The organism is Mycobacterium sp. 1245111.1, assembly GCF_001673405.1.
GTDB lineage: Bacteria > Actinomycetota > Actinomycetes > Mycobacteriales > Mycobacteriaceae > Mycobacterium.
Window position 1 is genome coordinate 31,730 of sequence record NZ_LZLV01000093.1, and the last position, 23,596, is coordinate 55,325.

At 65.4% G+C, this 23,596-nt stretch carries 19 protein-coding genes; 14 read left to right on the forward strand and 5 right to left on the reverse strand.

What is annotated here, in order from left to right; genetic code table 11:
* The first annotated feature begins 742 nt into the window (after nucleotides 1-742).
* From A5658_RS13025 to A5658_RS13035, 3 genes are all read left to right on the forward strand, one after another.
* On the forward strand, nucleotides 743-1,525 hold the full coding sequence (locus A5658_RS13025) for a ParA family protein (RefSeq protein ID WP_067335216.1): 783 nt from the start codon (nucleotides 743-745) through the stop codon (nucleotides 1,523-1,525).
* 16 nt (nucleotides 1,526-1,541) lie between these two features.
* On the forward strand, nucleotides 1,542-1,916 hold the full coding sequence (locus A5658_RS13030) for a hypothetical protein (RefSeq protein ID WP_067335219.1): 375 nt from the start codon (nucleotides 1,542-1,544) through the stop codon (nucleotides 1,914-1,916).
* 128 nt (nucleotides 1,917-2,044) lie between these two features.
* The gene (locus A5658_RS13035) at nucleotides 2,045-2,920 is read left to right on the forward strand and encodes a DUF2637 domain-containing protein (RefSeq protein ID WP_067335222.1); all 876 of its coding nucleotides are present in this window, start codon (nucleotides 2,045-2,047) and stop codon (nucleotides 2,918-2,920) included.
* 290 nt (nucleotides 2,921-3,210) lie between these two features.
* On the opposite strand, the gene A5658_RS13040 is transcribed toward A5658_RS13035, so the two are convergent.
* The 3 genes from A5658_RS13040 to A5658_RS13050 all read right to left on the reverse strand — a co-directional run bounded on the left by A5658_RS13040 (nucleotide 3,211) and on the right by A5658_RS13050 (nucleotide 4,566).
* The gene (locus A5658_RS13040) at nucleotides 3,211-3,588 is read right to left on the reverse strand and encodes a hypothetical protein (protein ID WP_082993141.1); all 378 of its coding nucleotides are present in this window, start codon (nucleotides 3,586-3,588) and stop codon (nucleotides 3,211-3,213) included.
* Nucleotides 3,589-3,926: 338 nt separating this feature from the next.
* Nucleotides 3,927-4,217 (reverse strand): hypothetical protein, encoded by a 291-nt coding sequence (locus tag A5658_RS13045; RefSeq protein WP_067335227.1) that lies wholly within the window; start codon nucleotides 4,215-4,217, stop codon nucleotides 3,927-3,929.
* 37 nt (nucleotides 4,218-4,254) lie between these two features.
* Nucleotides 4,255-4,566, reverse strand: coding sequence for a hypothetical protein (locus tag A5658_RS13050; protein ID WP_067335229.1), 312 nt, complete (start codon nucleotides 4,564-4,566; stop codon nucleotides 4,255-4,257).
* A gap of 306 nt (nucleotides 4,567-4,872) precedes the next feature.
* Here A5658_RS13050 and A5658_RS13055 point away from each other — a divergent pair, with 306 nt between their 5' ends.
* The 5 genes from A5658_RS13055 (at nucleotide 4,873) to A5658_RS13075 (ending at nucleotide 10,487) form a co-directional block, all read left to right on the forward strand.
* Complete coding sequence (locus A5658_RS13055) at nucleotides 4,873-5,187, forward strand: hypothetical protein (protein WP_067335233.1); 315 nt, start codon at nucleotides 4,873-4,875, stop codon at nucleotides 5,185-5,187.
* A complete protein-coding gene (locus tag A5658_RS13060; RefSeq protein ID WP_067335236.1) occupies nucleotides 5,177-6,163 on the forward strand; it encodes a hypothetical protein in 987 nt (328 codons plus the stop codon). Before A5658_RS13055 ends, A5658_RS13060 begins: the two co-directional genes overlap by 11 nt.
* A 19-nt stretch (nucleotides 6,164-6,182) precedes the next feature.
* A complete protein-coding gene (locus A5658_RS13065) occupies nucleotides 6,183-8,594 on the forward strand; it encodes a hypothetical protein (protein WP_231997306.1) in 2,412 nt (803 codons plus the stop codon).
* Between the two features lie 37 nt (nucleotides 8,595-8,631).
* Complete coding sequence (locus tag A5658_RS13070; protein ID WP_067335243.1) at nucleotides 8,632-9,645, forward strand: transglycosylase SLT domain-containing protein; 1,014 nt, start codon at nucleotides 8,632-8,634, stop codon at nucleotides 9,643-9,645.
* Between the two features lie 65 nt (nucleotides 9,646-9,710).
* On the forward strand, nucleotides 9,711-10,487 hold the full coding sequence (locus tag A5658_RS13075) for a hypothetical protein (protein ID WP_067335246.1): 777 nt from the start codon (nucleotides 9,711-9,713) through the stop codon (nucleotides 10,485-10,487).
* Between the two features lie 377 nt (nucleotides 10,488-10,864).
* On the opposite strand, the gene A5658_RS13080 is transcribed toward A5658_RS13075, so the two are convergent.
* Nucleotides 10,865-11,794: a conjugal transfer protein gene (locus A5658_RS13080; RefSeq protein WP_067335249.1), complete on the reverse strand. Its 930-nt coding sequence runs from the start codon at nucleotides 11,792-11,794 to the stop codon at nucleotides 10,865-10,867.
* A 54-nt stretch (nucleotides 11,795-11,848) separates the two neighbouring features.
* Here A5658_RS13080 and A5658_RS13085 point away from each other — a divergent pair, with 54 nt between their 5' ends.
* From A5658_RS13085 to A5658_RS13100, 4 genes are all read left to right on the forward strand, one after another.
* Complete coding sequence (locus A5658_RS13085) at nucleotides 11,849-13,111, forward strand: hypothetical protein (protein ID WP_067335253.1); 1,263 nt, start codon at nucleotides 11,849-11,851, stop codon at nucleotides 13,109-13,111.
* Nucleotides 13,112-13,438: 327 nt separating this feature from the next.
* Nucleotides 13,439-15,301, forward strand: coding sequence for an AAA family ATPase (locus tag A5658_RS13090; RefSeq protein WP_067335256.1), 1,863 nt, complete (start codon nucleotides 13,439-13,441; stop codon nucleotides 15,299-15,301).
* Nucleotides 15,302-15,386: 85 nt separating this feature from the next.
* Complete coding sequence (eccB, locus tag A5658_RS13095) at nucleotides 15,387-16,904, forward strand: type VII secretion protein EccB (protein WP_067335259.1); 1,518 nt, start codon at nucleotides 15,387-15,389, stop codon at nucleotides 16,902-16,904.
* A gap of 56 nt (nucleotides 16,905-16,960) precedes the next feature.
* Complete coding sequence (locus A5658_RS13100; RefSeq protein WP_067335263.1) at nucleotides 16,961-21,166, forward strand: FtsK/SpoIIIE domain-containing protein; 4,206 nt, start codon at nucleotides 16,961-16,963, stop codon at nucleotides 21,164-21,166.
* Nucleotides 21,167-21,258: 92 nt separating this feature from the next.
* Here the strand turns inward: A5658_RS13100 and A5658_RS13105 are convergent, their stop codons facing one another.
* Complete coding sequence (locus tag A5658_RS13105) at nucleotides 21,259-21,888, reverse strand: hypothetical protein (RefSeq protein WP_231997307.1); 630 nt, start codon at nucleotides 21,886-21,888, stop codon at nucleotides 21,259-21,261.
* Between the two features lie 1,041 nt (nucleotides 21,889-22,929).
* Here A5658_RS13105 and A5658_RS13110 point away from each other — a divergent pair.
* Both A5658_RS13110 and A5658_RS13115 read left to right on the forward strand, forming a co-directional pair.
* Nucleotides 22,930-23,250 (forward strand): hypothetical protein, encoded by a 321-nt coding sequence (locus A5658_RS13110; protein ID WP_067335271.1) that lies wholly within the window; start codon nucleotides 22,930-22,932, stop codon nucleotides 23,248-23,250.
* A gap of 32 nt (nucleotides 23,251-23,282) precedes the next feature.
* Nucleotides 23,283-23,591, forward strand: a complete 309-nt coding sequence (locus tag A5658_RS13115) for a hypothetical protein (protein WP_067335274.1) — start codon at nucleotides 23,283-23,285, stop codon at nucleotides 23,589-23,591.
* Nucleotides 23,592-23,596 lie beyond the last annotated feature (5 nt).

The window sequence follows — 23,596 nt, forward strand, 5'->3', positions numbered from 1 at the left end:
GCACGCCTCCGATCTGAGCGGGCCTACGGAAAAGTCCATGTCGCAACGGTGTCGCGTCAGTGAAATGCCGCAAGCGGCGTAATGCTGTCGACAGCGCCCCTCGACCATGAAAGGACTGCGCTGTGCCTGCCCCCACCCCATTGCGTTGCAGTCAGACACGCTGCTGGTCGCCGCTATCGCCTACTCCGCGCTACGCCGCAATGGACCGTAAGGTACTGCTTGCGGATGCAGCGCAACGCGGCACACCGCATCGCAGGTCATATGCATGCGGTGCGGTGCAGGTAATACGACGCAGCGCTCTGCATAAACCCGCAATGCAGGTAGCAGAAAACAACTACTCCGCTAAACGCTGCAGAGTGATGCAGCGTGGTCGACCACAGTACGCAGCAATGACGTGCGGTGCGGCCGTGTGCACTGCACTAACCAGCGGTGCGCCACAGTCGGCAGCGGTACACCCCATAGCGGGTGGGTGCGGTAAAAAGAATTGCGACACGCCGCAGTATGTAGCGGTCAACCACGTTGCAATGTCAAACTATAACCTGCTACGCAACAATAGCGATGCTTTACACCGCATGTATAGCACCGCAAGCACGCAAAGTGGAGCAAGGACTGACAGCAGAGGGAGCGGCGGGAGCGCTGCACTCGCTGCGACACACGGGAGCGGTGGGAGCACCGCAACCGCAGCAAGGACGGGTAGCGGTGGGAGCACCGCAACCGCCACTAGACACAGGAGCTAGGGGAGATGAAGAAAACCGCGATCGCCAATCAGAAGGGCGGCGTCGGAAAGACCGCCACCGTTCTCGGCTTATGCAGCGCCGCCGGCGTTCTGGGCCACAAGATCCTCGCCGTCGACCTCGACCCGCAGGGCAACCTCACCCGCGGCCTGGGCGTCGACATCAACAACCTCGAGGAGGGCACAGCCACCGCCAACGAACTCCTCCTTGAGCTCCAAGAGAGCACCGCCCTGGATGCAGTCGTCGAAACACCCTGGCCCGGAATCGATCTCATTCCCGGCACGCTCGATCTCGCCAACCGCGACCTCGACGGCGCCAACGACGTCATCTTCCGGCTGCGTGAGGCCTTTGAGGGCTGCGACCTCAGCGACTACGACGCAGTCCTATTCGACTGCCCACCCAGCGTGGGCCGCCTGCTAGTCGGGGCTCTCGTCGCCGCTGACCAGGTCGTCTACGTCACCGAGGCTAGCGTCGACAGCCTCGGAGGCATCAAAAACGTCCACGACACGACCTCCTTCGTCAAAAAGCGTGTCAACGAGAAACTCGACGTCGCCGGAATCGTCATCACCCGCAAGGAAAACAACGGCGAAGAGGACTTCCGCGAAACCGAAATCCGCGAGTTCTACCCAGGCCTGGTCGCCAAAACGGTCATCCCGAAGCGCGCGGCTTGGAAAGACGCCAACGGGCTAGCCATGCCGATCCACGCCATGAAAGGAAGCGGAGCAAGGGCTTTGAGCTCCGCATACGCCGATCTGTTCATCGAACTTCCCATCATCGACACCCTCAACTGAAGGAGCAGTGCCCGTCATGAGTAACGGCAGAATCACCCGGCAGAAAGTTCTGACCAGGGCCGACGAGGGACACCCTGTCAGCGGCCTGATCGATCAGGCAGAAGGACGCGCCGCCTCCACCCAGGCTCCGGCCCCGACCGCCGCACCCCGGCCCGCCCCGGCGCCTACCGCCGCCGCGCGTCCCGCACCCGCGCCGGCGCACCCCGATGCGGGCGCCGGTGCGACCGCGAAAAAGCAGGTCAACTACCGCCTGGACCCGGTTCTGATCGAAGACCTGAAGCAGGCCAGCATCGTCCACAGCTTCCGGCAGCGCCGCCAGATCAGCCAAAACCAGATCGTCGAGACAGCGGTCAGGGAGTGGCTCGATAACAACGGGCCTTGGGAGATCTGAGAACCGGCCTCTTCACCCGCGCGTTGAGAGCCCTGCTGTCAGCGCCCTAGCGAAGCTGCGCGTCCACCCACCGTCGGGGCCACGTCCAGCGCGCAACCAACTCGACCGAAAAACGGGGGAGTACCACCATGACCACGATCGCCGCGAACACACCGCCGCGAGCAGAAGAATCCCCGGAACCCACCGTGCGGAAGATCCGGCGCTTCTTTTGGACACTGCTGATGCTGGCCACAGCCGCTTCATGCGCAGGCAATGTCGCGCACGCAGTCCTGAATCCGGCGTGCCGACTGCCCGCGCTGATCGCCGCCGGCATCGCGATCGCGCCGCCGGCTGTCCTCCTGGCAACCACCCACGGCGCCGGGCTGCGATCGCGCGTCGCCGGCGGCGGGGGATTCAGGTACTGGGCTGCCCGCGTTATCGCCGTCCTGCTCGGTGCCGGCGCATTCGCCCTGTCTTTCGACGCGTTACGGGGCCTCGCGCTGGCCGGCGGAATACGTCCCTCGCTGACCTGGATCTGGCCTCTCATGCTGGATCTGTCGATCGCGTACGCGACATTGGAACTTTTCGGCCTGCCCGGTCAACCCGCAGCCGCTCCACCGTCGGGCACCTCACACCCGCACCCGCTGCCGAACGCCGACCACCAGGCCGGCCCGCCGCCTGCAGAGCCCCGTTCTCACCGAGAGCATCCTCGCGTCGTCGCCGCACACGATCGCGTCAATGTGGAAATCCAGCCACCGGGCCTACGCGCCATCCGATCGACCAACACCCCGGACACCGGCCGCGAGCTCGACGACGAAATCAATGTCGTCAACTGCGACGGCTGCGACGCGACCGAACTAGCCGACGAGAGCCATCCCGGCCGCAGCGCTGAAGCTCGCCGCCGCCGCGGTTGGGTATCGAACAGCGAACTTGGCGCCGCGCGACGCGATTTCTGCCCGTCATGCGCGCCGGATCAACCCCGCGTGCGTCACAGTGACGAACTGACCGACGCCCATATCGCCTAGCCAGGCCTTAGGGCTCCCTGGATGGGCGATGAGCAGCGCGAACAAGCCGTGATCGCGCCGGCCCGCCGCCCGCTGGCCCACGGCCCGCCGCGACGGCCTCAAATCGGCTGCAACGGCCCGCACCCAGGCCGGCGCGGCACCTCCCCGGCCCGGCCGGCGATCCGAACCCGCTGCGCGGCGCCTGGGCGTCGTAAACATGGCATTGAAATGCAGAACGCGGCACTGGCGAGGGACTTGGACTCGCGAGTGCCGCGTTCGTTGTTCGACGGGCGTGTGTTGCCCGGCCGCGCTCAGGCCTCCTGAGGCGGGGGAGTGGAGCTGGTGGCCGGACTGGCGGTCACGGGCTCGCGCACCACTTCTGCCGAGACGTGGTTGAACTTCGTCTCGGTGAACTGGTCCGCCAGCGCCTGGGCCTCGTCGAAGTTGGTGCCCTTGAAGCCGATGACCACTGTCGCGGCGACATAGGGCTCCTGTTCGGTGCCCGTTCCGTACACCGTGTCGGTCTCGGTCAGATTCGACGAGTCGTGCGGAATGTCGACGAGCTCTACTTTGTCGTCGAAGAATGTGCGCAGCTCGTCGTTGAACTCGCGTACCGAATCTTCGAAAAGCGATCCTTTCAGACTGTTCCACGGGAACAGTTCGACGGTGAACAACACAGGGGTTGCCATGGCGTTTCCCTCCAGCAAAGTCAAATTATTAAACGCAGATTGAAGGCTAGCAGCGGCTTATCAGCGCTTCGGTTGGCGACACTTTTAATGAGCAACAACTTGCGGAACATTGCTGGAACAGGTGTGCACCCACCATTACCGACATGTCGGCCGCGTGTATGCGCGCTCTCACTGTGCGTGGTGCTGCGTCTACCTCCGCGCGTTGCGCCGCGTCGGGCCAGTGGAGGCCCCGCGGCGGGCTGGCGACGGTGGCCGGACATACAAATCAGCCCCCGGGAGTCCTGATCCCGGGGGCTGATTTGTTGCCTACCGCCGGTTACCGGCGGCCTGCGCGCTGCTTAGACGCCCATCTGGCCCATGAAGCCCTGGTCGACACTCTGCAGGTCTTCGGAAGCCGAGTGGACACCCTGGTGCAGGGCCTGGATGACCTCCGCCTCTTGGTTGCGTGCGTGGCTGGCCATGTTCGAGAAGTCCATGCCGGCGTCGGTGGCCCGTCCCGAGGCGACCTGGTCCAGGTTGGTGTAGTGGCCGACCATCTGCTGGCCGAGGTCCTGCTTGGACTGGTGAATTCCCATGACGGCAGCGAGATGTCCCTCGATGCCGGCGAGGTCGTAGTTGATGTCTCCCATGGTGTGTTGCCCTTTCTTCTAGGTCGTTGTCGTGGGGTCAGGCCGACTGGATCGCCATGATTCGAGACGAGGCCTCGTGCGCCGAGTTCTGGCCGGCGTGCGCGAACTGTCCGATGCCCTGGTACTTCTCCGAGGCGGTGTGGGTCATGCGATCCACGGTGGCCTGGAGCTCGGTGGTCTTGTTGAGCACCGCGGTGCCCGCGGCGCCGCGCATGTGCGTGACGGCCAACTCGTTGGCGACGTTGACCAGTGCGCGGGTCTGAGCGCTGTAGTCATCGCACAGCGACTGTCCGCTGGTCGCGATGTGCAGCATGTCTTCGTTGGTCTGCTTGATGACGCCCTGTGGCATGGTTGGAACCCCTTCATTGTGTGATCCGACGGGTGGGGTTCCTTCTGTAACCCCGACGCCCCCTTTGTGTGCGCCAGTGTAAGCCGATCATTACGCACCGGCAAAGGTTAGAAACGCGTCGCGGCACACTATTTTCGTGCGTGTTGGCAAACACAGCAAACAAGACGCCGAATGGCTAAAAACGAGACGCCCAATTAGATAAAACGAGACGCCGAGAATGGGCGCGGGACGTGTTGCGCGCGCGCCGCCACGCCTACGCTTTGAACCAATCGCAATGAATAGCCATCAGCAGGGGAGGGCGCACCCATGTACCAGGAACTGGACGAGATCCGGGCCTGCATCGCTGCGCTCGAGCAGATCGAGGCACACAACACCGCGGCGTTCAACGATGCGATCGGCATCTACGCCAACGACCCGGTCGCACCCACGGTGATGGCGCTGGTTTGGCGGGGCCGCCTCGGCGACCTGAAAATCGCCGACTCGGTGTGTCAGCTGGCCCCGGCCGACGCCGCGGCATTGATCAACGCCGTTCTGATCAATGCGTTCAACGTCTGGCACCAGGACTACGCCCGCCGATTGGCCTCCTCGCCCGCGACAGGACCGATGCTGCATGCCTCCTGATCCAGATCGAGTAGCCGGCGACATCGCCGCGATCCGGGAAACGCTCGCCGGGATCGGGCTTGACGACAGCGCCCAAGGCGACGCTGCCGACGCTGTCCGCCGGGCATTGACCCAACACGGCGCCGCCCTGGATGCGATCGCTGACGCCGCCAACGCGGCCGCCAAAGCTGCCGCCGACCGTGAGCGCCTCGTCGCCCAACGCGACGTCGAAATGCCCTCCGACGAGCAGATCCGCGCCGCTCAAGAAGCTGTCATCGTCGCTGCCGCGAACGCCTCCGCCGGCGCGGGGAGCCCCGACGACGTCCGCACGGCCACCGATCGCCTCTCTGACCTGCTCGCCCAGAAAAAGGCCGCACAAGACAAATTCGACAACGGCGAAGCCAAATCCGCAGGTGATCTGGACTCGGTAACATCCGATCTGCCCGACGGCGCAGGTTCACCACTGGGCGGAATGAGCCCGCTCAGCGCGATCCTGGGCACGCTGCAGAAACTGGAACCCACCGGTGCGCCCGCCGGCGCCCCGCAAGCCCCGGCCACGTTGGCAGGTGCCACCAGCCCTGACGGTGACCTCGCCGACATGCTCGATCAATTGCAGTCCGGTGACGACGACCCGCCAGCACCGGGATTGACCGACCCGAGCTGGCAGCCCGGCGAGGGCCAGACCCACGTGTCGTCCGATGTCCTGCCGGCCATGCCAACCATCGCAGGAGCCCAGACAGGCGCCGACGTATCGGGCCGATCCGCCAACCCATTCACCGTGACGCCACTACCAGCCGAAGGCGGGGCCTCTGGACCCGCAGGCGGTGCGCCGATGGCACCGATGGCGCCGATGGCGCCGATGGGTGGGCGAGGCGGCGCATCAGCAAAGGGCAAGGGCGAGCGAATCATTCGAGAAGACAGTGACTTCACAGGCGGCGACATCGATCACGATGTCGCCACCAGCGGGGTTGTCGGCCGCGGCGAGGGGCGCCGCTAGCAATGGGGGGAACACGACCATGACACACGCGACACCAACACCGTCTCCGGTGCCGGGCAACGGCGCGGGGACAGCAACACTGAACCCTGCCGAACTCACGTCCCTACCTCCGGTCTCCGGCGGGCAGTCAGACGTGTTCGGCGACGTCCTGCAGGCGGGCCTGGATCCCGCCGGCGCGTTCGGTAGCGCGTTCGCGCTGCACCGCGTGGTCGGCAACACCACGATCAACGACACACTGGGCCGACTGGCCGGCCGCACACCGGAGGCGGCGGCGCCCCAGACCACGCCGCAGACGTCGCTGGACGGTTCCGCCGGCAGTCCCATGGACGACAACACGACCGTGCAAGCGCCGGCCTCCGGTCAGCCCGACCCGGCCGCGACGCCTGACCCGGCGAACACGCCTGACCCGGCTGCGACACCCGACCCGGCGACCCAGCCGGCCGTCACAACACCGGATCCGGCTGCGACGCCTGACCCGGCCACGAAGCCAACACCGGTACCGGGGGCCGCTGCTCCACCTGAGGCGAGCTCGGCGGCCGGCGAGGAAGCTGCCCGCGACGCCAAACGCAGCATGGGCCGCATCTTCGCCGAGGACGGCCTGAAAGCCGCTGCCCGCGAGGGCGGGGTCCTGGCCGCTAAACGGGGAGCCGCGCTGGGTTCACGACTGGCGGCGAGCACGTTGCTGCGCCTGGGCGCCCTGTCGGTACCGGGTTTGGGAACCGGAATCACCGTGGCGTTGTGGTTCATCGACACCGACGGCCGCAAGGCGTTCAACAACCTCATCGCCTCGGTGATCGGCGGCGGCAGCGAGGCACCTGCGATCGACGCCGCGCCGGAGCCGCCACGCACCCACTTTCTGCCGTTGACCCACGACGGCAACCGCGACTCAGTCATCGAGAAAAAAGACCACGGGATGTACCGCACCAACACCGCCGCGTTCGGTTACAACCCCGACGACGTGTGGCCGACGGCTGACCCGGCGGTGCAGACAACCAGCGACTTCGCCGACGTCGCGCACCGCGTCAACGCTTTCAACAGCAAACTGACACAGGTTGTCGAGGACCTGACGAACGCCTACCAGTCCGCACCCGACGAGCAGTACGTCGTGCACTCCTGGGCTAATACCAAGCCCGGTGTCGACGCGCTGGCGGAATTCCAGTCATCGCAGCTACCCGCGATCGGCACTCAGCTGATGTCGGGTGCGACCAGCGCTAACAACGCCTACCAGGCATTCCGTGACGTCAACCTCAAGAACCGTCAGGAAATCAACAACTCGACCTCAGGCCTGATCCCGTTCATGGCCAACCACGTCAACGAAGGCAACATGTCCGACTCCACGGGCGAGCTCAAGAGCGCCGTCGACGACATGGGCCGGGTGGCCTCGACGCTGGCGTCGGCGGCCGATGTCTTCACGATCAAGCCCAACCGCACCAACGCGGACACGACGTCGTCGGTGGAGCCTGATCAGCCCACTCCGGCCGCACCACCAGCAGACCCGCTGCCCGCGCCGGCGCCGGGCGGGCCCGGCGCGCTGCCTGCGGCCGCGCCGGATCCCAACGCGGCCGACCCCGCTAAGGACCTGGCCTCACTGCTGCGCAACGGCGGGCTCCCGCAAGGCGGATTCCCTGGTGGAGGTATGCCCGGCGGCATGCCGCAGATCCCCGGTCTGGGCGGCATGCCGCAAATCCCGGGCGGCCTCGGCGGCCCCAAGGGGCTGGGGGATGACAAGCCCATCGACAAGGACGCGCTCCAGAAAGCGATCGATGACAAGAACAAGCCCAACGACGACGCGAAGAAAGCGCCGGGAGATCCTGTGCTGCCCAACCAGGCACCGCCGATCGGCGGGCCCGCTGCGCCTGCGGACAACAAAGGTCAACCAGCTGAGGCCACCCCAGCGGGCAACCCGGCGTCCAACACCACCGACATCGGTGGCCGCAAGTGGACGTTCGACAACCCCAAGCTGGCGGCCCTGGCGCACAACCTCACCGGCACCGACGGCGCCGGGCACAAGAGCGTGGCGCAAGCCGCCTCAGAAGCAGGCTTCAAGCTGCCCCCGCCTGGACAGGACGTCGGCGAAAACGTGCCCGTCGACCAGATCAAACCCGGTGACGTGATCATGGGCTCGAACAACCACAACGGCGTCTTCCTCGGCGTCGTTGACGGACAAGCGATGGCGCTGACCGAGTCCGGCGAGGTCAAACCCCTCTCCGAGGTGGCCCAGTTCGACGGCCCCCACCAAGGGTTCTTCCGCCTGGCCGACGACGGGGCACCACCGGCCGGGGCCGCGCCCGTTCAGACCGCATCCGTCGCCGCACCGGCACCGCCGCCGCCGATTGCACCGGCACCAGCTGCCGCCGAGCCGGGCGTTCTACCCGGCCAAAACACCGGCACACCCGGACTCAACCCCGGCCAGGTGCCGCCCAACAACTGACGCAGCCCGCAGCTGCCATGCGTAAAAGGACCCCGCGATGACCGACACCGCCGGCGACATCGCCGTCGACCAACCAACCGCGCAGCAGACCTACACCTCCAGCCAGGAGGCGCTGCGCGGCCACCGAGACGGCATCCCCGACCCCGACCACCACGGGCTCGAAGATCCGACCATCAGCAAGGCGCTGCACGACCACAACGACAAAACCAAAGACAACATCGACGCCACCGATAAGTCTCTCGATCATGGAAAAGACGCTGCAGCAGGGCTTTCCGACACCGACGCCGCCAGCGCCGAGCGCACCAACCGCGACGCCGATCCCGGGGGAGTGAGCGCACTGCGCGACGCCCTGTCGAAACCGGCCGGGCCCGCCAGCCCGTTCACATCCGGCGCGCCCACGATGGCTGCCCCCGAACCCATGCCCATGCCCGCACCACCGGCCATGCCTGCCATGCCGTCACCGCCACAGATGTCGATGCCTGCCCCCGCCCCCGGCGTCTTCAACGTCGCCCCCGCGGCCCTGGCCAAACTTCTCGCCGGCGCCGACAGCTCCGGCACTCCCAACGCCTCCACGGCCGCCGCCCGCGCCCCAGGAGGCCGTCAGCCACTCCACGACAGTCAAATCGCCTTCCATCCAACCGGTTTGACGTTAAACAAGTCGCAAGTCGCCGGCCTGATCGACCGGTGTCTGGACAACAACGGGATCAGCACAGACCCGCAAGTCAGGGCGACGTGGCGAGACATCCTGACCAATCAGTGGTTCCACGAGAGCAGCTTCGACCCCGATGCGGTCAACCGTGACGCCGGCAACACCGGAGCCGCCCGCAGCGACGGCGCCGCCGGCGACGCCGCCCGCGGTATCGCGCAGTGCAAACCCGGCACCTTCGCCACTTACCACGTGGGCGGCACCTCAAATAACATGTTCGACCCCGAGGCCAGCGGCTCCGCCGGCGTGGCTTACATGATGGCCGAATACAAGATCTCGCCTGATGGCGCCGGACTTCAACGATTCCACGAAGCCCGCCGCGCCGCGGGCTACGGAGCCTACTGACCTGAGCGGCCGCAACATACAACCCCGTCCACCCACCAACCACGAAATTACCTGGGAGCCAACTGATGCCGACCGCGAACTACAACTGGCGAGCACCCAAACCGTTCAACTGGCGCCGCGTAACAGTCCCCGTGACGATCGTGGCCCTGATCGCCGTCACCGCCCTAGTGACCGCGTTCCTGACCCGCCCGGACCCGCCGGCAACCCCAGCCCCGCAAGCCGTGCCGACCGCCCGCGCGCTCACGCCGCTTGAGACCACGGCGATCAATTCGCTGCTCGGTCTGCAGCGCACCGGCGCTCACCGCTCCGCTGGCACCATCACCGTCAACGGCCACAAGTTCGGCGTACAAACCGCGTTCACCGACGACGACGCCGCCGGCTCCGGCACGATCACCGCCGGGCATACCCGCGGCGACGCCCTCCTTGATCACGGCGTCGTCTTCATCCGCGGCGACGACGAGTTCCTGGCAGCCCTGGGCATCTCAGGGCCCGTCCCGTCCCCGCCCTACTGGGTAGTGGCCGGAGATCTCCTGCAAGGCAAGCTCTTCTACTCACCTACCACCTGGACCGCAGCCCTGCTGCCCACACCGGCCGCGACAATCGACGGCAACACCTACACCGTCGGCGCCAACTCCGCGACCCTCAACAACGGAAAAGACATCTCGCACTACAACATCAACGGTGTCAGCGTTGACATCACACCCGGGACAGCCGCCGAGATCACCGCCACCGCAGTCCAATTAGGCGCAGGGCACGGCCCCGGGGCGGTGCCGACCAGATCGGCGTCAGGCTCGTGGCAGCTTCCGCCCGGACCCCCGCCGCCAGCACCACCCACCCCATAGCCCCAAGCACGTATAGCACGCATAGGGCCGCGTGCATCGCAAGCATGATGAGTCGTGAGTTCACGCCGAAGGCGGCCGCCTTCGACCAGGCCGACACCTACATCGACACCGCCGGCACAATCACTCACACGGTCGTCCGCGCGTCGAATCACATTCTTGGAGAAGCCGTCTTAGCCCTGCTGCCCGCGGTCCTGACCCTGCTCGTCAAGGTGACCAGTGACTTGCTCGATCACCGAAAGTGTGTGAACCCTCAGCCGCGCCCTGGCGGCCCACACGCCCACGCTGTGGCAACAACACGCGCTGCGCGGGCTCGCGCCAGGCGCCCGCGTTGCGGTGCGCCAGCAGGGCAGCTGAGGGCGCAGAATCCCGCGGCGGCACTACTTGTAGGAAACCGAGCCGAAGTGCACCGGCTCGTCGAAACCGTCGACGAGCCACTGCTTGTTGTTGCTCAGCGTCAGTCGCAGCGGCACGTCGATCGTGCTGAACGTGTCGGTACTGACCGACGCCTTCGCCGTTGCCAGGACATGAACGGTGGTGCCGGGCTTGGCCGACGCGGTGTCCTCCGATCCTTTGGCCGCGTTGATGGCGGTCAGCGAAACCCCTGTGTAGGGAGAGGTTTTCACCGCGGAATCAGTGAACTGCGAGGACACATAACTGCCCAGCGAGCCCGCGCTGTTGGCCGTGTAGAACGCGGTCAGAAACGACCCGACCTGAGTTCCCAGCGGGCTGTTCACGCCGATTCCGTCGGTGTAATAGGCCCCGATCTGCACGGCGCGCGCGTTGTTGTTGACTGGCCGCGGCCACATCAACGCCTTGTATGTTCCGCCTGCTTCAAGGAACGTGACGTGGAAATAGCTGCGGGTGCTGCCGTTGGAACCGGGCGGAATCACAGTGGCCGCCAACGTCAAACCCCACTCGGTTTCCTTGCCTGCACTCGTGCGGGTGACTGGTGGAACAGCATTGATGTCGAGCACCGTGAACGGGTCGGCACTGAGTTGCGGCTGGCCGGGCATCGCTGCCATCGCGGCCAGTTTCTCTGCCTCGTGCGCGCCGCCGGCCAGCCACACCAACAAGAAATTGTGGGCGAAAAACTCCGCGCCGACATAGCCGTTGATCTCGTTGAGAACGTTGACGGGACGCTGTGATGTCTCGATCCGGATCAACCAAAACGACAGCGCAATCACCGCCACAATCGCGGTCCACGCGGCCGCTGCGGTGGCCAAAAAAAGACGTCGTGTCGCGCTTGCGGTCAGCTGAATTTCGGGCTTCGACGGCATGATGAAGGTGTCTTTCCACGCGGTGGGCAACTCGCCGCAAGCATAAACTTCAGTTTAAGAATCGGAGCGGAGGCGCCAACCGACATGACGGAAAAATACGGCGCGATCCTCGATCCGGCGAACTTCGGCCAGAACCAAAAACAGCGCATCCACGCGCTGGTCGATGAGTTCCTCACCGACGACACCATGTCCCCGAACGCGGAACTGGCCGCAATGAATTCGCTGCTCAACGAGGTCCTCCCGCCCCCGGCGGCACCGGTGCCGGCGCCGCGGCCCCATGTCGATGCCCCGCTGGACGACTGGGCGCGCGACGATCAGCCCGCACCACGCACACCGTCCCCCCCTGACCAACCGGCAGCGGCGCCGTGGGGCGCGCACTCGCCAACCACCGGCGGCGGCGGCGGCAAAGTCGCCGACGTCTTCACCCCCGCAGCGCCTGCCGACACCGACGACCTGTACGCCGACAACGACGACGACTACGAGGACCGCTACGCGTTGTGGTCCCCGCCGAAGCCGGCGACGGTCGTCGTTCCCGACGATGTCGCCGACATCGAACCCGTCCATGACCAACCCCCGGCCACACCACCTGAGCCGGCCACCGATCCCATCCCGCTGCCCGGCTCAATGGCGCCCGCGACTGCCCGCCGGCTGCTGGCCTCGGCGTCGCAGCGATGGAAGACCGCGCCGAGCTGGCTGCGCATCGCCACCCCGGCCGCCGCCGGCATGGCCATCGCACTGGTCGCCGCGCTGGCGCTGACCGGCCACCACGACACCACACCTATCGATGGGCCCCGCCCCACCGCCGAAGCGCCAGCCACCACCGCGCTCAGCCCGGCAGCAGCCCCGCTGATGCCCTCCGACGTCAAATCGGAATGCCCCGCGGGCAGCTCGCCGAACCCGGGCCTGATCTTCGGAAGCGACAAGAGCCAGGCCTGGATCTGCACCCGCGTGTACGGCGTCGACAGCGGCGTCCTGACGATCTCCTTCAACCAGCCCGTCATCGTCTCCTCGATCACGGTCGTCGCCGGCTTCGACTACGTCGAACCCAGCGGCGCCGACCACTGGAACGAGCACCGGGTCGTCACCCAAATCCTGTGGCGCTTCCCGGGACAGATCGTCCAGAAAATCAATCCCACCCGGGGAGGGGCGACACTCACGTTGCCCAACATCGCCACTCAGGTGATCACCGCGACCATTCAGAAAACCCAACGCCCGCCCGCGGTCCCCAACAAAGACGGCGGCCTGATACCAGGAATCCTGGGCGGCCCCGACGCCACAAAGGTCGACCAATCCTTCGCGATCGGCCACATCACCATCGTGGGCCGACCCGCCGGCGGAGCCACGTAAGCCATGACCCCAAACGAGATTGCAGTGCCACCGAACGACGCTCGCCGCATCCACGAGGAGCAACGGCCTAAAAACGCTGGAGTCCACGCGGACCAAAATCGCAAGCACGCAACACGATCCAATCGCCGCGCCGACAAACAGGCTCTACGGAAGGAACAGCGCTGATGGGCGCCACGGCCCGTGTTCAACGCATCGTCAACACCTATCAGCAGCTGCACAGCCCGAACTACCAGTTGTGTACCCGAACCGACATCGCCGATATTCGCTAGCCGCAGACTTCCACGCTCAGCGACCGACAAGACCATTACCCCGGGGGAATTCACAAACATGCCCGAGCTCACCGAAGACCTGATCCACTACTTCACTACCGGCCTCAAGGCCTGGTTCGCGCAGCACAACGCGCCCTCTGCGCGCGAGCACTTCATGTGGTGCAAAGAGCAGCTCGACAGCAGCCAGTGCGACATCTACCGGGCGCTGGCCCAACTCGACGAACCCGAACCCGCCAAACCCGTCCTCGTCGAGGACATCTACCGCACCCGCAACACCTGGGGCCGGCTGCTGACCGCCGTAACTGAAGGCGGCCAGCGCCTCCAAAAAGACGCGCTGGCAACCAAAGTGAACGTCATCCCCGAACTCGACATCACGTTCTCGCTACGCACCCCGACCATCGCCGACATCGGCTACGCCAGCGTGCTGATCGAGCAATCCCGATTCGCCGATGCCATCTCGGTCATCGACGCGGCCGCCCCGCCGCTGCCGATACTCGATCTACTCAAGGCGTACGCGCACTTCAAAGCCCAACGCTGGCACGACGTGATCGACCTGGTGACGCCCATCCAGTCGCCGCACATCGTTGACGCCCATGGCCGCACCACCGACCAGATCGACGCACTCATCCAAGCCGCCGCATACCTGCTCAGCGGCATCAGCTACGCCCACCTGGGCAACTTCGCCGCCGCTGAGGAACGTCTCAAGAGCGCAGAGTCGTTGAAATACATCAACATCGGCGCCGAAGCCTGCTACTACCTGGGCCTGATCGAGCGCGCCAAAGGTGACGAAGACGCCGCCGCGATCATCTGGAACAGCGGAATGGCCTACGCACGCACCGACAAACTCGTTGCCGCACTGGATAACCCGAACATCGTGCTACGTCAAACCACCCCCGAACTCATCAAACAACGCGGCTCCTTCTGGGATGTCAACACCGAGTCCGACCTGTCCGAGATCCGCGAAGCCCAACGCGAAGAATCTAAGAACGCCCTTCTCGCCGAAGCTGACGCCGAGCTCGCCCGACAGATCGGCATGACCGACGTCAAAGCACAGGTCCACCGCTTCAAATCCGATGTGGCATACGCGATCGAAGCGACCCGCCGCGGCCGCGGCGGCTACGCGAAATCCATGCACATGGCGTTTACCGGCCCCCCAGGAACCGGGAAAACCACCATCGCGCGTGTCGTGGCCAAGATCCTGTGCGGGCTGGGCCTGATCAAGAGTGATCGCCTCGTCGAAGTGCGTCGCGCCCACCTCGTCGGCCAAGTCATCGGTGAAACCGAAGCGAAAACCAACGCGGTCATCGACAGCGCCCTCGACGGTGTGCTGTTCATCGACGAGGCCTACGCGTTGTCGGTGGCCGACAGCAAGAACGACTTCGGCAAGGTCGCCCTCAACGAGATCCTGGCGCGCATGGAAAACGAACGTGACCGCCTGGTCGTGATCATCGCCGGCTACCCCGACGACATCAAAGCGCTGCTCGCCGTCAACGACGGGCTCAGTTCGCGATTCACCCGCCACATCAACTTCTCCTCCTACAGCCCAGAAGAGATCGGCGCGATCGCCGAAGTGCTTGCCCCGCACGTCGATGGGAAGCTGCCACAGGCCTCCCGCGACCTCATCGTCAACGAAACCCGCTCGCTGCTGATGGTCGCCGACCACGCCGGCCGCCGGCTGCTCGACGTCGCCGGCAACGGCCGATTCGTGCGCAACATTCTCGAGTCCGCCGCCGAGTACCGCAGCACCCGCCACGAAGGCGTCAACCTGCAGGCCCTGTCCGACGAGGAGTTCTTCGCGCTGATGCCCGAAGACATCGAGCTCGCGCTGCGCGACACGATCGACCCCCTGTTGGGCAGGCGATCCAGCGCCCCGACCGCCGCCGCGCAACCCGCCCACTACCCGTCCGGAGAAGACCAGTGATGGTCAACCGCAACGACATTGCCCGCGCCGCCGCGCGAGTATCCATCCACGCAGCCCACCGCGCTGCCGACCGGGGGAGCTGCTGATGGCACGCCAACTGACCACCAAAGTCCAACTCTCGGGCTACCGACTTGGGGTGCGCCGCATCGAACAAGGCGTCACCCGCCGCGACACCAGCCTCAACACCAGCCCCTTCTCACCGCAGACCGTCGCGTTCTCCGTCGGGATCTTCCTGGCGGCGATCATCGTGGGCGCCGGCTTCTTGATGTCGGTATTCTCCTCGCGCGCCGACCGCAACGGCGCCAGTATCGTGATCACGAAATCCGGTGGCATGTATGTGATGTTCGACCACAGTCTGCACCCGGTCACCAACCTGGCCTCGGCGCGGTTGATCGTCAACAGCGCCGACATCCCCAAGGTTGTCAAGGACGACACCCTCGCCGGCCAACCCCGCGGCCAACTGATGGGCATCCCGTCCGCGCCGAACAATCTGGCCCAGCGCACCGATGACACCGCCCAGTGGACCGCCTGCGACAAGCACAGCGACACCTCAGATCTGTCGCTGACCAAAACCGATGCACTGTCCACCACCCTGATCGCCGGCACAGACACACTCACCTCGGCGGTCGAACCGCTGCGCCACGACGACGCGATCCTGGTCAAACTCGAATCCGAACCCAACCAGCTATGGATGGTCTACAAGGGGGAGCGCACCCTCATCGGCCCCCAGGACCTGGCCACCAAATCAGCTCTCGGCCTCGAACCCAAGAGCGCGGAACACGCCATCCCGATCTCGCTGGGACTGTTCAACGCCATCCCCGCCGCACCCAGCCTGACCACCCCCTACATCGCCGACCGCCGCCAGGTGAACCCCGGCATGCCGACCGTCAGCAACGGCGACGTCATCATGACCAGCAACGCCGCCGGTGACCGCGAATACCGCGTCGCACTGCAATCAGGAGTCCAGCAGGTTCCCGAATTCGTTGCGCAACTGCTCATCAACACCGGCAGCAAGCAGGTCACCACGATCGACCCGTCCGAGTTGGCCAAGCAGAAACTCGCCAGCGACATCAACGTCGCCAACTACCCCGACCGGGCGCCGACATTCCGGCAACCCCACGTGCTGTGCTGGTCCTGGATCAAAGGCGCACGCGCCCAACACGCCGACACCACGATCCTCACTGGGGAAGCGCTGCCCATCTCCGCCGACAACGTCAGCAAGGTTGTGCCGCTGCTGAAATCGACCGTTCCCTCCGAGACCGCTAACGCCGCCTACACCGCGCCCGGCAAAGGATGGTTCATCCGCGTCACCGGCAGCTCGCCCGACTCCCGCGCCGCCGAACAACTGATGTACATCGACGACACCGGTGTGCGCTACGCCATCGGCCCCGACAGCCAAGGCAAATACGACGACGCCGTCAAGGCCCTCGGCCTGGGCACCCGCGACCCAATGCTGATCCCGTGGGCGATCGCCAAGCTGTATGCGCCCGGATCCACGCTGTCGCGACAAGCCGCGCTGACCGTGCACGGGCTGCTACCCGACGACTTCAGCCAAAAAGCGATCCCGCTCAACCCTGACCAGGCCGCAGCGCCGCCCAGCTAGCCACCCAGCACCCGAACCGACCTCAGACCGAACAACGCAGGGGGAGAACACTTCCGATGGCCACCGAACCGTTCACCGCGCCACCGCTGACCATGCCTCAACTGGACACCCAGACCGTGGTCGTACCCGACCCGGAAACCCTCGAGGAACAAGCCTCAGGCCCGCTGCTCATGCGCCTGGTGCCCGCCCTCATCGGCCTGGTGATGGTCAGCTTCGTGGTGATGATGGTTATGACCGGGATGCGCGTCATGTCGCCCTACATGCTGATGATGCCGATGATGGCCGTCGTCGGCGCCCTGGGCTACCTCGGTGTCGGAGGCGCCGGCGGCGGCTCGATGAGCGAGCTGAACATCAAACGCAAGAACTACCAACTGCAGCTGCGTGAGCGCCGCAAGCTCGCTCACCAACACGGCCGCCAGATCCACGCGCTGCAGTCGCGGGTCTACCCCCACCCCGACACCTTGTTGTCGCGGGTCGGCATGCGCTCAGCACCCGGCGCCCGCGGCGGCACCCCCTCTATGTGGACCGTGCGCCCAGAACCGGCCCAGCAAGGCGACAACGACGACGACGTGCCCGAAGCCGCCCGCCCGTGGCTGACCGCCCGCATCGGGGTCGGCATCACCCGCGTCCTCCCTGCGGTCAAAGGCATGGACGAGAACCGCCAGCCCATCGACGAGCAGCTCGAACCCTTCACCGCCGCGGCCTACCGCCGCTTCCTGCGCACCCAGAAGTTCGTCACCAACTCCCCACTGGGACTGAGCCTTCGGGAGCTGCCCGCCTACGGTTTCCGCGGCGACGCCGCCGCCGTGCTGGGCCTGGCCCGCGCCGTCATCGTGTCGCTGATCTACAACTCCTCACCCAAAGACCTTGCCATCGGCCTGATCTGTGACAACCCCAACCGGCAGGAATGGGACTGGCTCAAATGGGTGCCGCACGCCCAGTCCCGGGCCCGCGCCGACCGCTCGGGCACCGCCCGCCTGGCGTGGCGGTCAGTCTCCGAGTTCGCCACCGAATACGTGTGGGGCGGAGCCAGCCACACCGTCGTCTTCATCGACACCCCAGACTCCGAAGTCGCCCTGCCCGCAGGGTTTTCCGCCGACGACACCACCTTCGTGGTGCTGCGCTCGATCAGCGAATCGCTCACCGAGACCGCCGGCCGGCTGCGCGTCACCGCATCCCGGCAGCTCTCGACACCGGCGAAAAAGAACTTCGCCCACGCCGATCAGGTCAGCGTCATGACCGCCCGCCTGATCGCGCAGAAGATGAGCCGCTACCGCCCACCCAACTGGGACGGCGCCGAAACAGAAACCACGGTCGAAGCAGCCGCGCTGAACTTCCTCGAGGCGGTCGGAATCACCGGCGATCTCGACTCCTACGATCCGCGCACCCGCTGGCAGCGAAACTCCGTCGACTCGCACTTCGAGGTGCCGATCGGTTTCCGCTCCACCGAAAATTACGAGCCCACCAAAGATCTCGTCACCCTCGACTTCGGTGAAGCATCGGTCCAAGGCACCGGTCTACACGGCGCGATCCAGGGCGTCACTGGCTCGGGTAAGAGCTATCTACTCAACGGAATCGTGCTGTCGCTGTGCACCATGTTTGGCCCCGACAAGGTCAACCTGATCCTGATGGACTTCAAGGGCGGAGCGACCTTCGCCGACTACGAACACCTGCCCCACGTGGTCGCCAACATCACCAACCTCGTTCAAGAAGAAGAACTTGTCGAACGCGCCGGCGAGGTCATCGAAGGTGAAATCATCCGCCGCGAAACGTATCTGCGTGAAATCAAAGCCAAAGACGTCGTCGCCTACCGCAAAATGCGCGCCGCCAACCCGGACAAATACCCGCCGCTGCCCGACCTGTTCATCATCGTCGACGAATTCCGCGAGTTCATGGAAACCCACAAGGAAAAGGGCTACCTGAAACTGCTCACCCGCACCGGCGCGGTCGGACGAAGCCTCGGAATGCACATCATCCCGTGCTCGCAGTACATCGACCAGTCACTGCTGCAGGACCTCATGGAGCACCTGACATTCGGTATCTCGTTGACCACGCAGACCGGTCAAAGCTCCCGCGCGGTCCTCAAAGACACCGAGGCCGCCAAAGATCTGCCCATGGGCAAAGGTGCGGCCATCGTGCGCCGCAACACCGGTGAACGCCTCACCAACTTCATCAGCTTCGACGTCGAGGCGCCCTACGTCACCTCCCGAACCGCGGCGGCCGCCGCGGCACCGACGGCCGACGAACCCTCCGCGCTGCGACTGCACCGCTTCAACCTGGCCAACACCTTCGACGTGGACACCGAAGTCGCTGCTGTTGAACAGAAACCAGAAGCGCGCCGGGCAGATCAGGTCAAGATGCGCGACGCGCTGCTGCAGCGGCTCGCGAAGTTTGACGACGTGAAAGCCCTCGAGCTGTGGAAGCCCACACTGCGCGCACCGATCACCTACGCCGACGTCGACATCGAACCGGCGACGTCGGCGCGCCTGGAGATTCGGCTCGGCGACAGCGACGCACCCCGCCTGCACCGCCGGCTGCCTTACGCCATCACCCCCGAAGGAGCCAAGGCGCACATCCGCGTCGTGGGCCGCGGACACTCCGGGCGCACCACCGCGATCGAAGCGATCATCGCCGGCGCCGCGCGGGCCTACACGGCCTCGTTCTGCTCGTTCTACCTCGTCGACTTCGCCGGCGCGAAGCTCGGCGAGATGGAAGACATGCCCAACGTCGGCGGTTACGCACGCAAGACCGACGCCGACAAAGTCGCGCGCCTCGTCGGTGAAGCGTTCCGGCTCATCGACATTCGCGAGCGTGAATTCGGAACACGAAAGGCCGTCACCTCGCTGGATCAGTACTTCGCCTCGCGGGCGGCCGAGCCCGTCGCCGATGACCCCTATGGGCATTTCTTCCTCGTGATCGACGGCTTCCCGAGCTATATCGAGGAAAACGAACGCGCCAAGGAAACCTTCCACCGGCTCCTCAACGACGGTGGCCGCCTGGGCGTGCACTTGATCGTCTCCGCGGAATCCCAGGCGAAGATTCCGCTGAAAATGGGTGACTCCTTCGGCACCACGATTCAGCTGGCTGTGGAAGACCCCAACTCGGTGTCTGGGCTCGGCCAACGCCAAAAGGCGCTGCTGAAAACGATGCCCGACGGGCAGCCCGGCCGCTGCGTCGACCTCGAACGCGGTCTGGCCGCCCGCCTGGTCATGCCGATCTTCGATCGCATCGAGCCGATCGGCATCCAGGAGGGCAACCCCGTTTATGACGCCCACGCTGATTACAGCGCCGGCATCCAGGCGTTCGTCACCGCGATGCAGCAACTCCACACTGACCCCGCCGGCGAGCAGCTGCGCGCGCCGCGCGTCGACCCCGCCCCGCCGCTGATCGACTACAACACCATCTGGGAGGTCTACGACCGCTACCGCCAGCAGCTGTGCGAACGCGCCATCGGCCATACCCCCACGGGCACAGAGTTCTCCACCTGGTGGGCGACCCGAAGCCCCCGCGACAAGCACCTGCCGATCGGTGTTAGCACCGAAGATCTGCGGATCGTGACCCTCACCGACGCGACGTCTCCGCACCTGCTCGCAGTCGGCGAGAAAGGCAAGGGAGCGACCTCACTGCTGCGCGGCCTGATCAATTCCATCGTCCAGCAGTACACCCCCGAGCAAGCCCAAATCGTGGTGCTGGAAAGCAAATACGCGCTGCTGACCGAGCAGGAAGAACTCGCCAAGCGGGGCTATCTGATGGGCTACGCCAGCGACACAACCTCTGTTGGGCCTGTGGTGGCGAAGGTGAAAGCAGAGATTGAGCGCCGCAAACCCAGCATGGATCAGAACCTCACCGCCGCCATGATCCGCGATCGGTCCTGGTACACGGGACCGCAGGTCTTCGTCATCATCGACGGCATCCAGTCGTTCGTCTCCACCGGATACGGTGCGGCCAACCCGGTCGACCCGATCGCTGAACTGATGGAAGGCCGCAACGATTTGGGCCTGCACGTCTACGTCACCGGGCCCGCGAACGGCTTCGCCACGACACGGCAGATGTCGCGAATGCACAAGGCACTCGCGAACGCGCTCACCACGACGCTGCTGTTCTCCGGTCCCGTCGCCGAAGGCACCCTATGGCCGGGAACGGGTATCAAATTCGCACAGCGACGCGCCGGCCAAGCGGCTCTCATCGACGCCGAAACGATGGTCCCCGAGGTCATTCAGACGGCCCACGCTCGACCGTGGGACGAACCGGCCCGGGGCTGACACCCACACCACACCGCCCGCCGCCACAGCAGTTGCACCCCGAAACGGGCAGGGGTCGCGACAGCTGCAGCGGCGGGCGGTGCCGTATCCGGCTAGTCGACCGAATCCGGGTGCGGGGCCGCAGCGATGCCCTGATTGGCGTGCGCGTGCCGCAGACGCTCATACAGCGTCTCGGCGAATCCGTCGGCGAACGTCTCCACCACTTCCAGATGCTCATTGATCGACGCGATCTGTTCACGGGTGATGTCAAATGCGAACAGCCCGAGGTGATTACGAATCAAGTCGGCATTGGCGGGATTCAAACTCGACATCATGTGATTGACACCGTGATACCGGGCGTGATTGACCTCGAATTCACTGGCGGCGACAGCCTCTGCGGGGGGCTTGTAAGCCGTTAAATCGATCACCGTCGCCTGTGGCCGTGTGTAATGCCCGTCGTTGAAATCCACGAGGCGCGAGCCTTCGATCACCTTGACGGTGCGCCCCGGGACACGGTGTTTGACGATCAGCGTCAGGTGTTTGTCGGGCTCGCCGGCTATGTCGGAGGAGTTGAGATCAACCTCCGCTTTCTCCAATGTGCCGTCGAAACTGCGGCCCCAGCGCATGCGACCGTTAGTTAGCCGGACGTAGCCCGGAACAGTCGCGTGATGAACGTAGACGTACTGACTGCGGCCGGTGAGCGCCCAAAAACTGGCGTCCGGCGCCTCGGCGTTAGCCCACACGACGGAGTCGTCATTGAGGACGCCGTGTCGGTACAACTTGGCGAAATCGCTGAAGCTCTGGGCCAGGACGTGCGCTTCCGCCCCTGCAGGGCTGGCGTAGATGTAAGCCTTCATGAAACGCAAATTAGCGCCGTTGACCGCTCCAGGGCCGCATTAGGGGCGTGTTAGGGCCAGTTTGTGGCAGTGGTGGGGCGTAGGCAGGGGAGGGATTGGGGTGGCTGGCTGCGAATCGGGGACGCAGGAGGGCCGAACGCGGCGAGCTAAGCACTGCTATACGCGGGTGCACAGCACCCGGTGCAAGCCCAGCAACACACACTTGGACACACACGGCACCAGGGAAAACGTGTGTGTCATGGGAAGGAGCGCTTTACACGAAAGCGCCGCCGGCGCCACAGCCATTAGGGCGCCCCGTCGACGTGCTCAGGGTCGCCCTGGTGGGACATATGTGACACATGGGGTCGCTGTGGGGAGCGGCGCTGCGACACCCGAACAGGGCGCGCGCGCCAGGCCTAACCCGCGGCCAATGTGCCGTCCGTCGCGCCGCCGCCGCATCCAGGCCCGGCAGCTCGAGAACTTCGCAGTCCCTGGGACAGGGAGTAGACGATAGCGCCGGCCACCGACACCACTCGCGCTCGAAGCGCTGCGACACCGGCGCTGCCTTTGCTGACGCACTCACCCGGTCGATGGCATAACCGCCCGGGCGCACCGACCGCGCTCCCGCCCTGACTCGCCGGCCGGCACCGACTCCTCGGGGTCGGGTGAAGGCTCTCCTGGCGGCGTGGGCCGGCCCGTCCGGGAGTGCTGAGCGCCGACGTTGACGCGCCACGATTGCACCTCCACGCACCCAAAAAACGAGACGCCGAAAGTGGGCGGATCGTCGAAAAACTTTGTGGCACTTAAAAGTGTCGGATCGCAAACCGCTCACCCGCCGTTGTTACGTTCCCCGCGTGAACAGCCGCCAGCCGGCACCGTTCACCCCCAACACCGGGGGCCAAGCGCGCACCGCGCACCGCGAGGAAGAGCAACGGGGGAGCGTCCCACATGATCCACATCATCGATTCCGCGGTGACCGCGATGACGCTGCACGCCGACACCGTACGAATCCTGGCTGACATCTCCAGCGACGGAACGTCCAACGGATCGATCATCTCAATCGTGCGCAAGGTCGTGGCGGCAGTCGCCGTCATCGGCGGCGGAGGGTTCGGCATCCACGCCCTGCGTGTCCAGATGGCCAAGGAACCCGGCAAGACCAAAAACCTGATGGAGGAAGCGAAGTCCTTCGCCCTCTTCGAAGGCCTCATGGCCGTCGTCTGGGTGATCGCCGAAGTCGCGGCCAACGTCTTCGGCGGCGCCGCGAGCTGACCCAGTCCACTCACTGACTCAAGGCAAAACTCATGCGGCTATCCCGGATCTTCAACGGCGTCGAGCGAATCGACGTCGAGTGGACCATCCTCGGCCAACGCTATCGACTGCCGTCGATGACCCTCATGGTCGGCGCTCTGCTGGCCGGTGTCGCGATCGCCACCGTCAGCTCCGCATGGCTCGGCGCAGCGGTCGCCGCACCCGCCGCGGCCGCCGTCATCTACGCCAACTGGCGCCTCAACCAAATGGACCAGGCCGGCGCCCTCGGCGAAATCACCCAGCTCGCTTTGTTGTGGCGCACTGCCCGCCGGCCCTACATCACCAACACCACAAGGATCTGACTTTC

Bases quoted from the DNA above. Each gene is read 5' to 3' on its own strand.
- A5658_RS13025 (WP_067335216.1), top strand. From the start codon at position 743: ATGAAGAAAACCGCGATCGCCAATCAGAAGGGCGGCGTCGGAAAGACC.
- A5658_RS13030 (WP_067335219.1), top strand. From the start codon at position 1,542: ATGAGTAACGGCAGAATCACCCGGCAGAAAGTTCTGACCAGGGCCGAC.
- A5658_RS13035 (WP_067335222.1), top strand. From the start codon at position 2,045: ATGACCACGATCGCCGCGAACACACCGCCGCGAGCAGAAGAATCCCCG.
- A5658_RS13040 (WP_082993141.1), bottom strand. From the start codon at position 3,588: ATGGCAACCCCTGTGTTGTTCACCGTCGAACTGTTCCCGTGGAACAGT.
- A5658_RS13045 (WP_067335227.1), bottom strand. From the start codon at position 4,217: ATGGGAGACATCAACTACGACCTCGCCGGCATCGAGGGACATCTCGCT.
- A5658_RS13050 (WP_067335229.1), bottom strand. From the start codon at position 4,566: ATGCCACAGGGCGTCATCAAGCAGACCAACGAAGACATGCTGCACATC.
- A5658_RS13055 (WP_067335233.1), top strand. From the start codon at position 4,873: ATGTACCAGGAACTGGACGAGATCCGGGCCTGCATCGCTGCGCTCGAG.
- A5658_RS13060 (WP_067335236.1), top strand. From the start codon at position 5,177: ATGCCTCCTGATCCAGATCGAGTAGCCGGCGACATCGCCGCGATCCGG.
- A5658_RS13065 (WP_231997306.1), top strand. From the start codon at position 6,183: ATGACACACGCGACACCAACACCGTCTCCGGTGCCGGGCAACGGCGCG.
- A5658_RS13070 (WP_067335243.1), top strand. From the start codon at position 8,632: ATGACCGACACCGCCGGCGACATCGCCGTCGACCAACCAACCGCGCAG.
- A5658_RS13075 (WP_067335246.1), top strand. From the start codon at position 9,711: ATGCCGACCGCGAACTACAACTGGCGAGCACCCAAACCGTTCAACTGG.
- A5658_RS13085 (WP_067335253.1), top strand. From the start codon at position 11,849: ATGACGGAAAAATACGGCGCGATCCTCGATCCGGCGAACTTCGGCCAG.
- A5658_RS13090 (WP_067335256.1), top strand. From the start codon at position 13,439: ATGCCCGAGCTCACCGAAGACCTGATCCACTACTTCACTACCGGCCTC.
- eccB (WP_067335259.1), top strand. From the start codon at position 15,387: ATGGCACGCCAACTGACCACCAAAGTCCAACTCTCGGGCTACCGACTT.
- A5658_RS13100 (WP_067335263.1), top strand. From the start codon at position 16,961: ATGGCCACCGAACCGTTCACCGCGCCACCGCTGACCATGCCTCAACTG.
- A5658_RS13110 (WP_067335271.1), top strand. From the start codon at position 22,930: ATGATCCACATCATCGATTCCGCGGTGACCGCGATGACGCTGCACGCC.
- A5658_RS13115 (WP_067335274.1), top strand. From the start codon at position 23,283: ATGCGGCTATCCCGGATCTTCAACGGCGTCGAGCGAATCGACGTCGAG.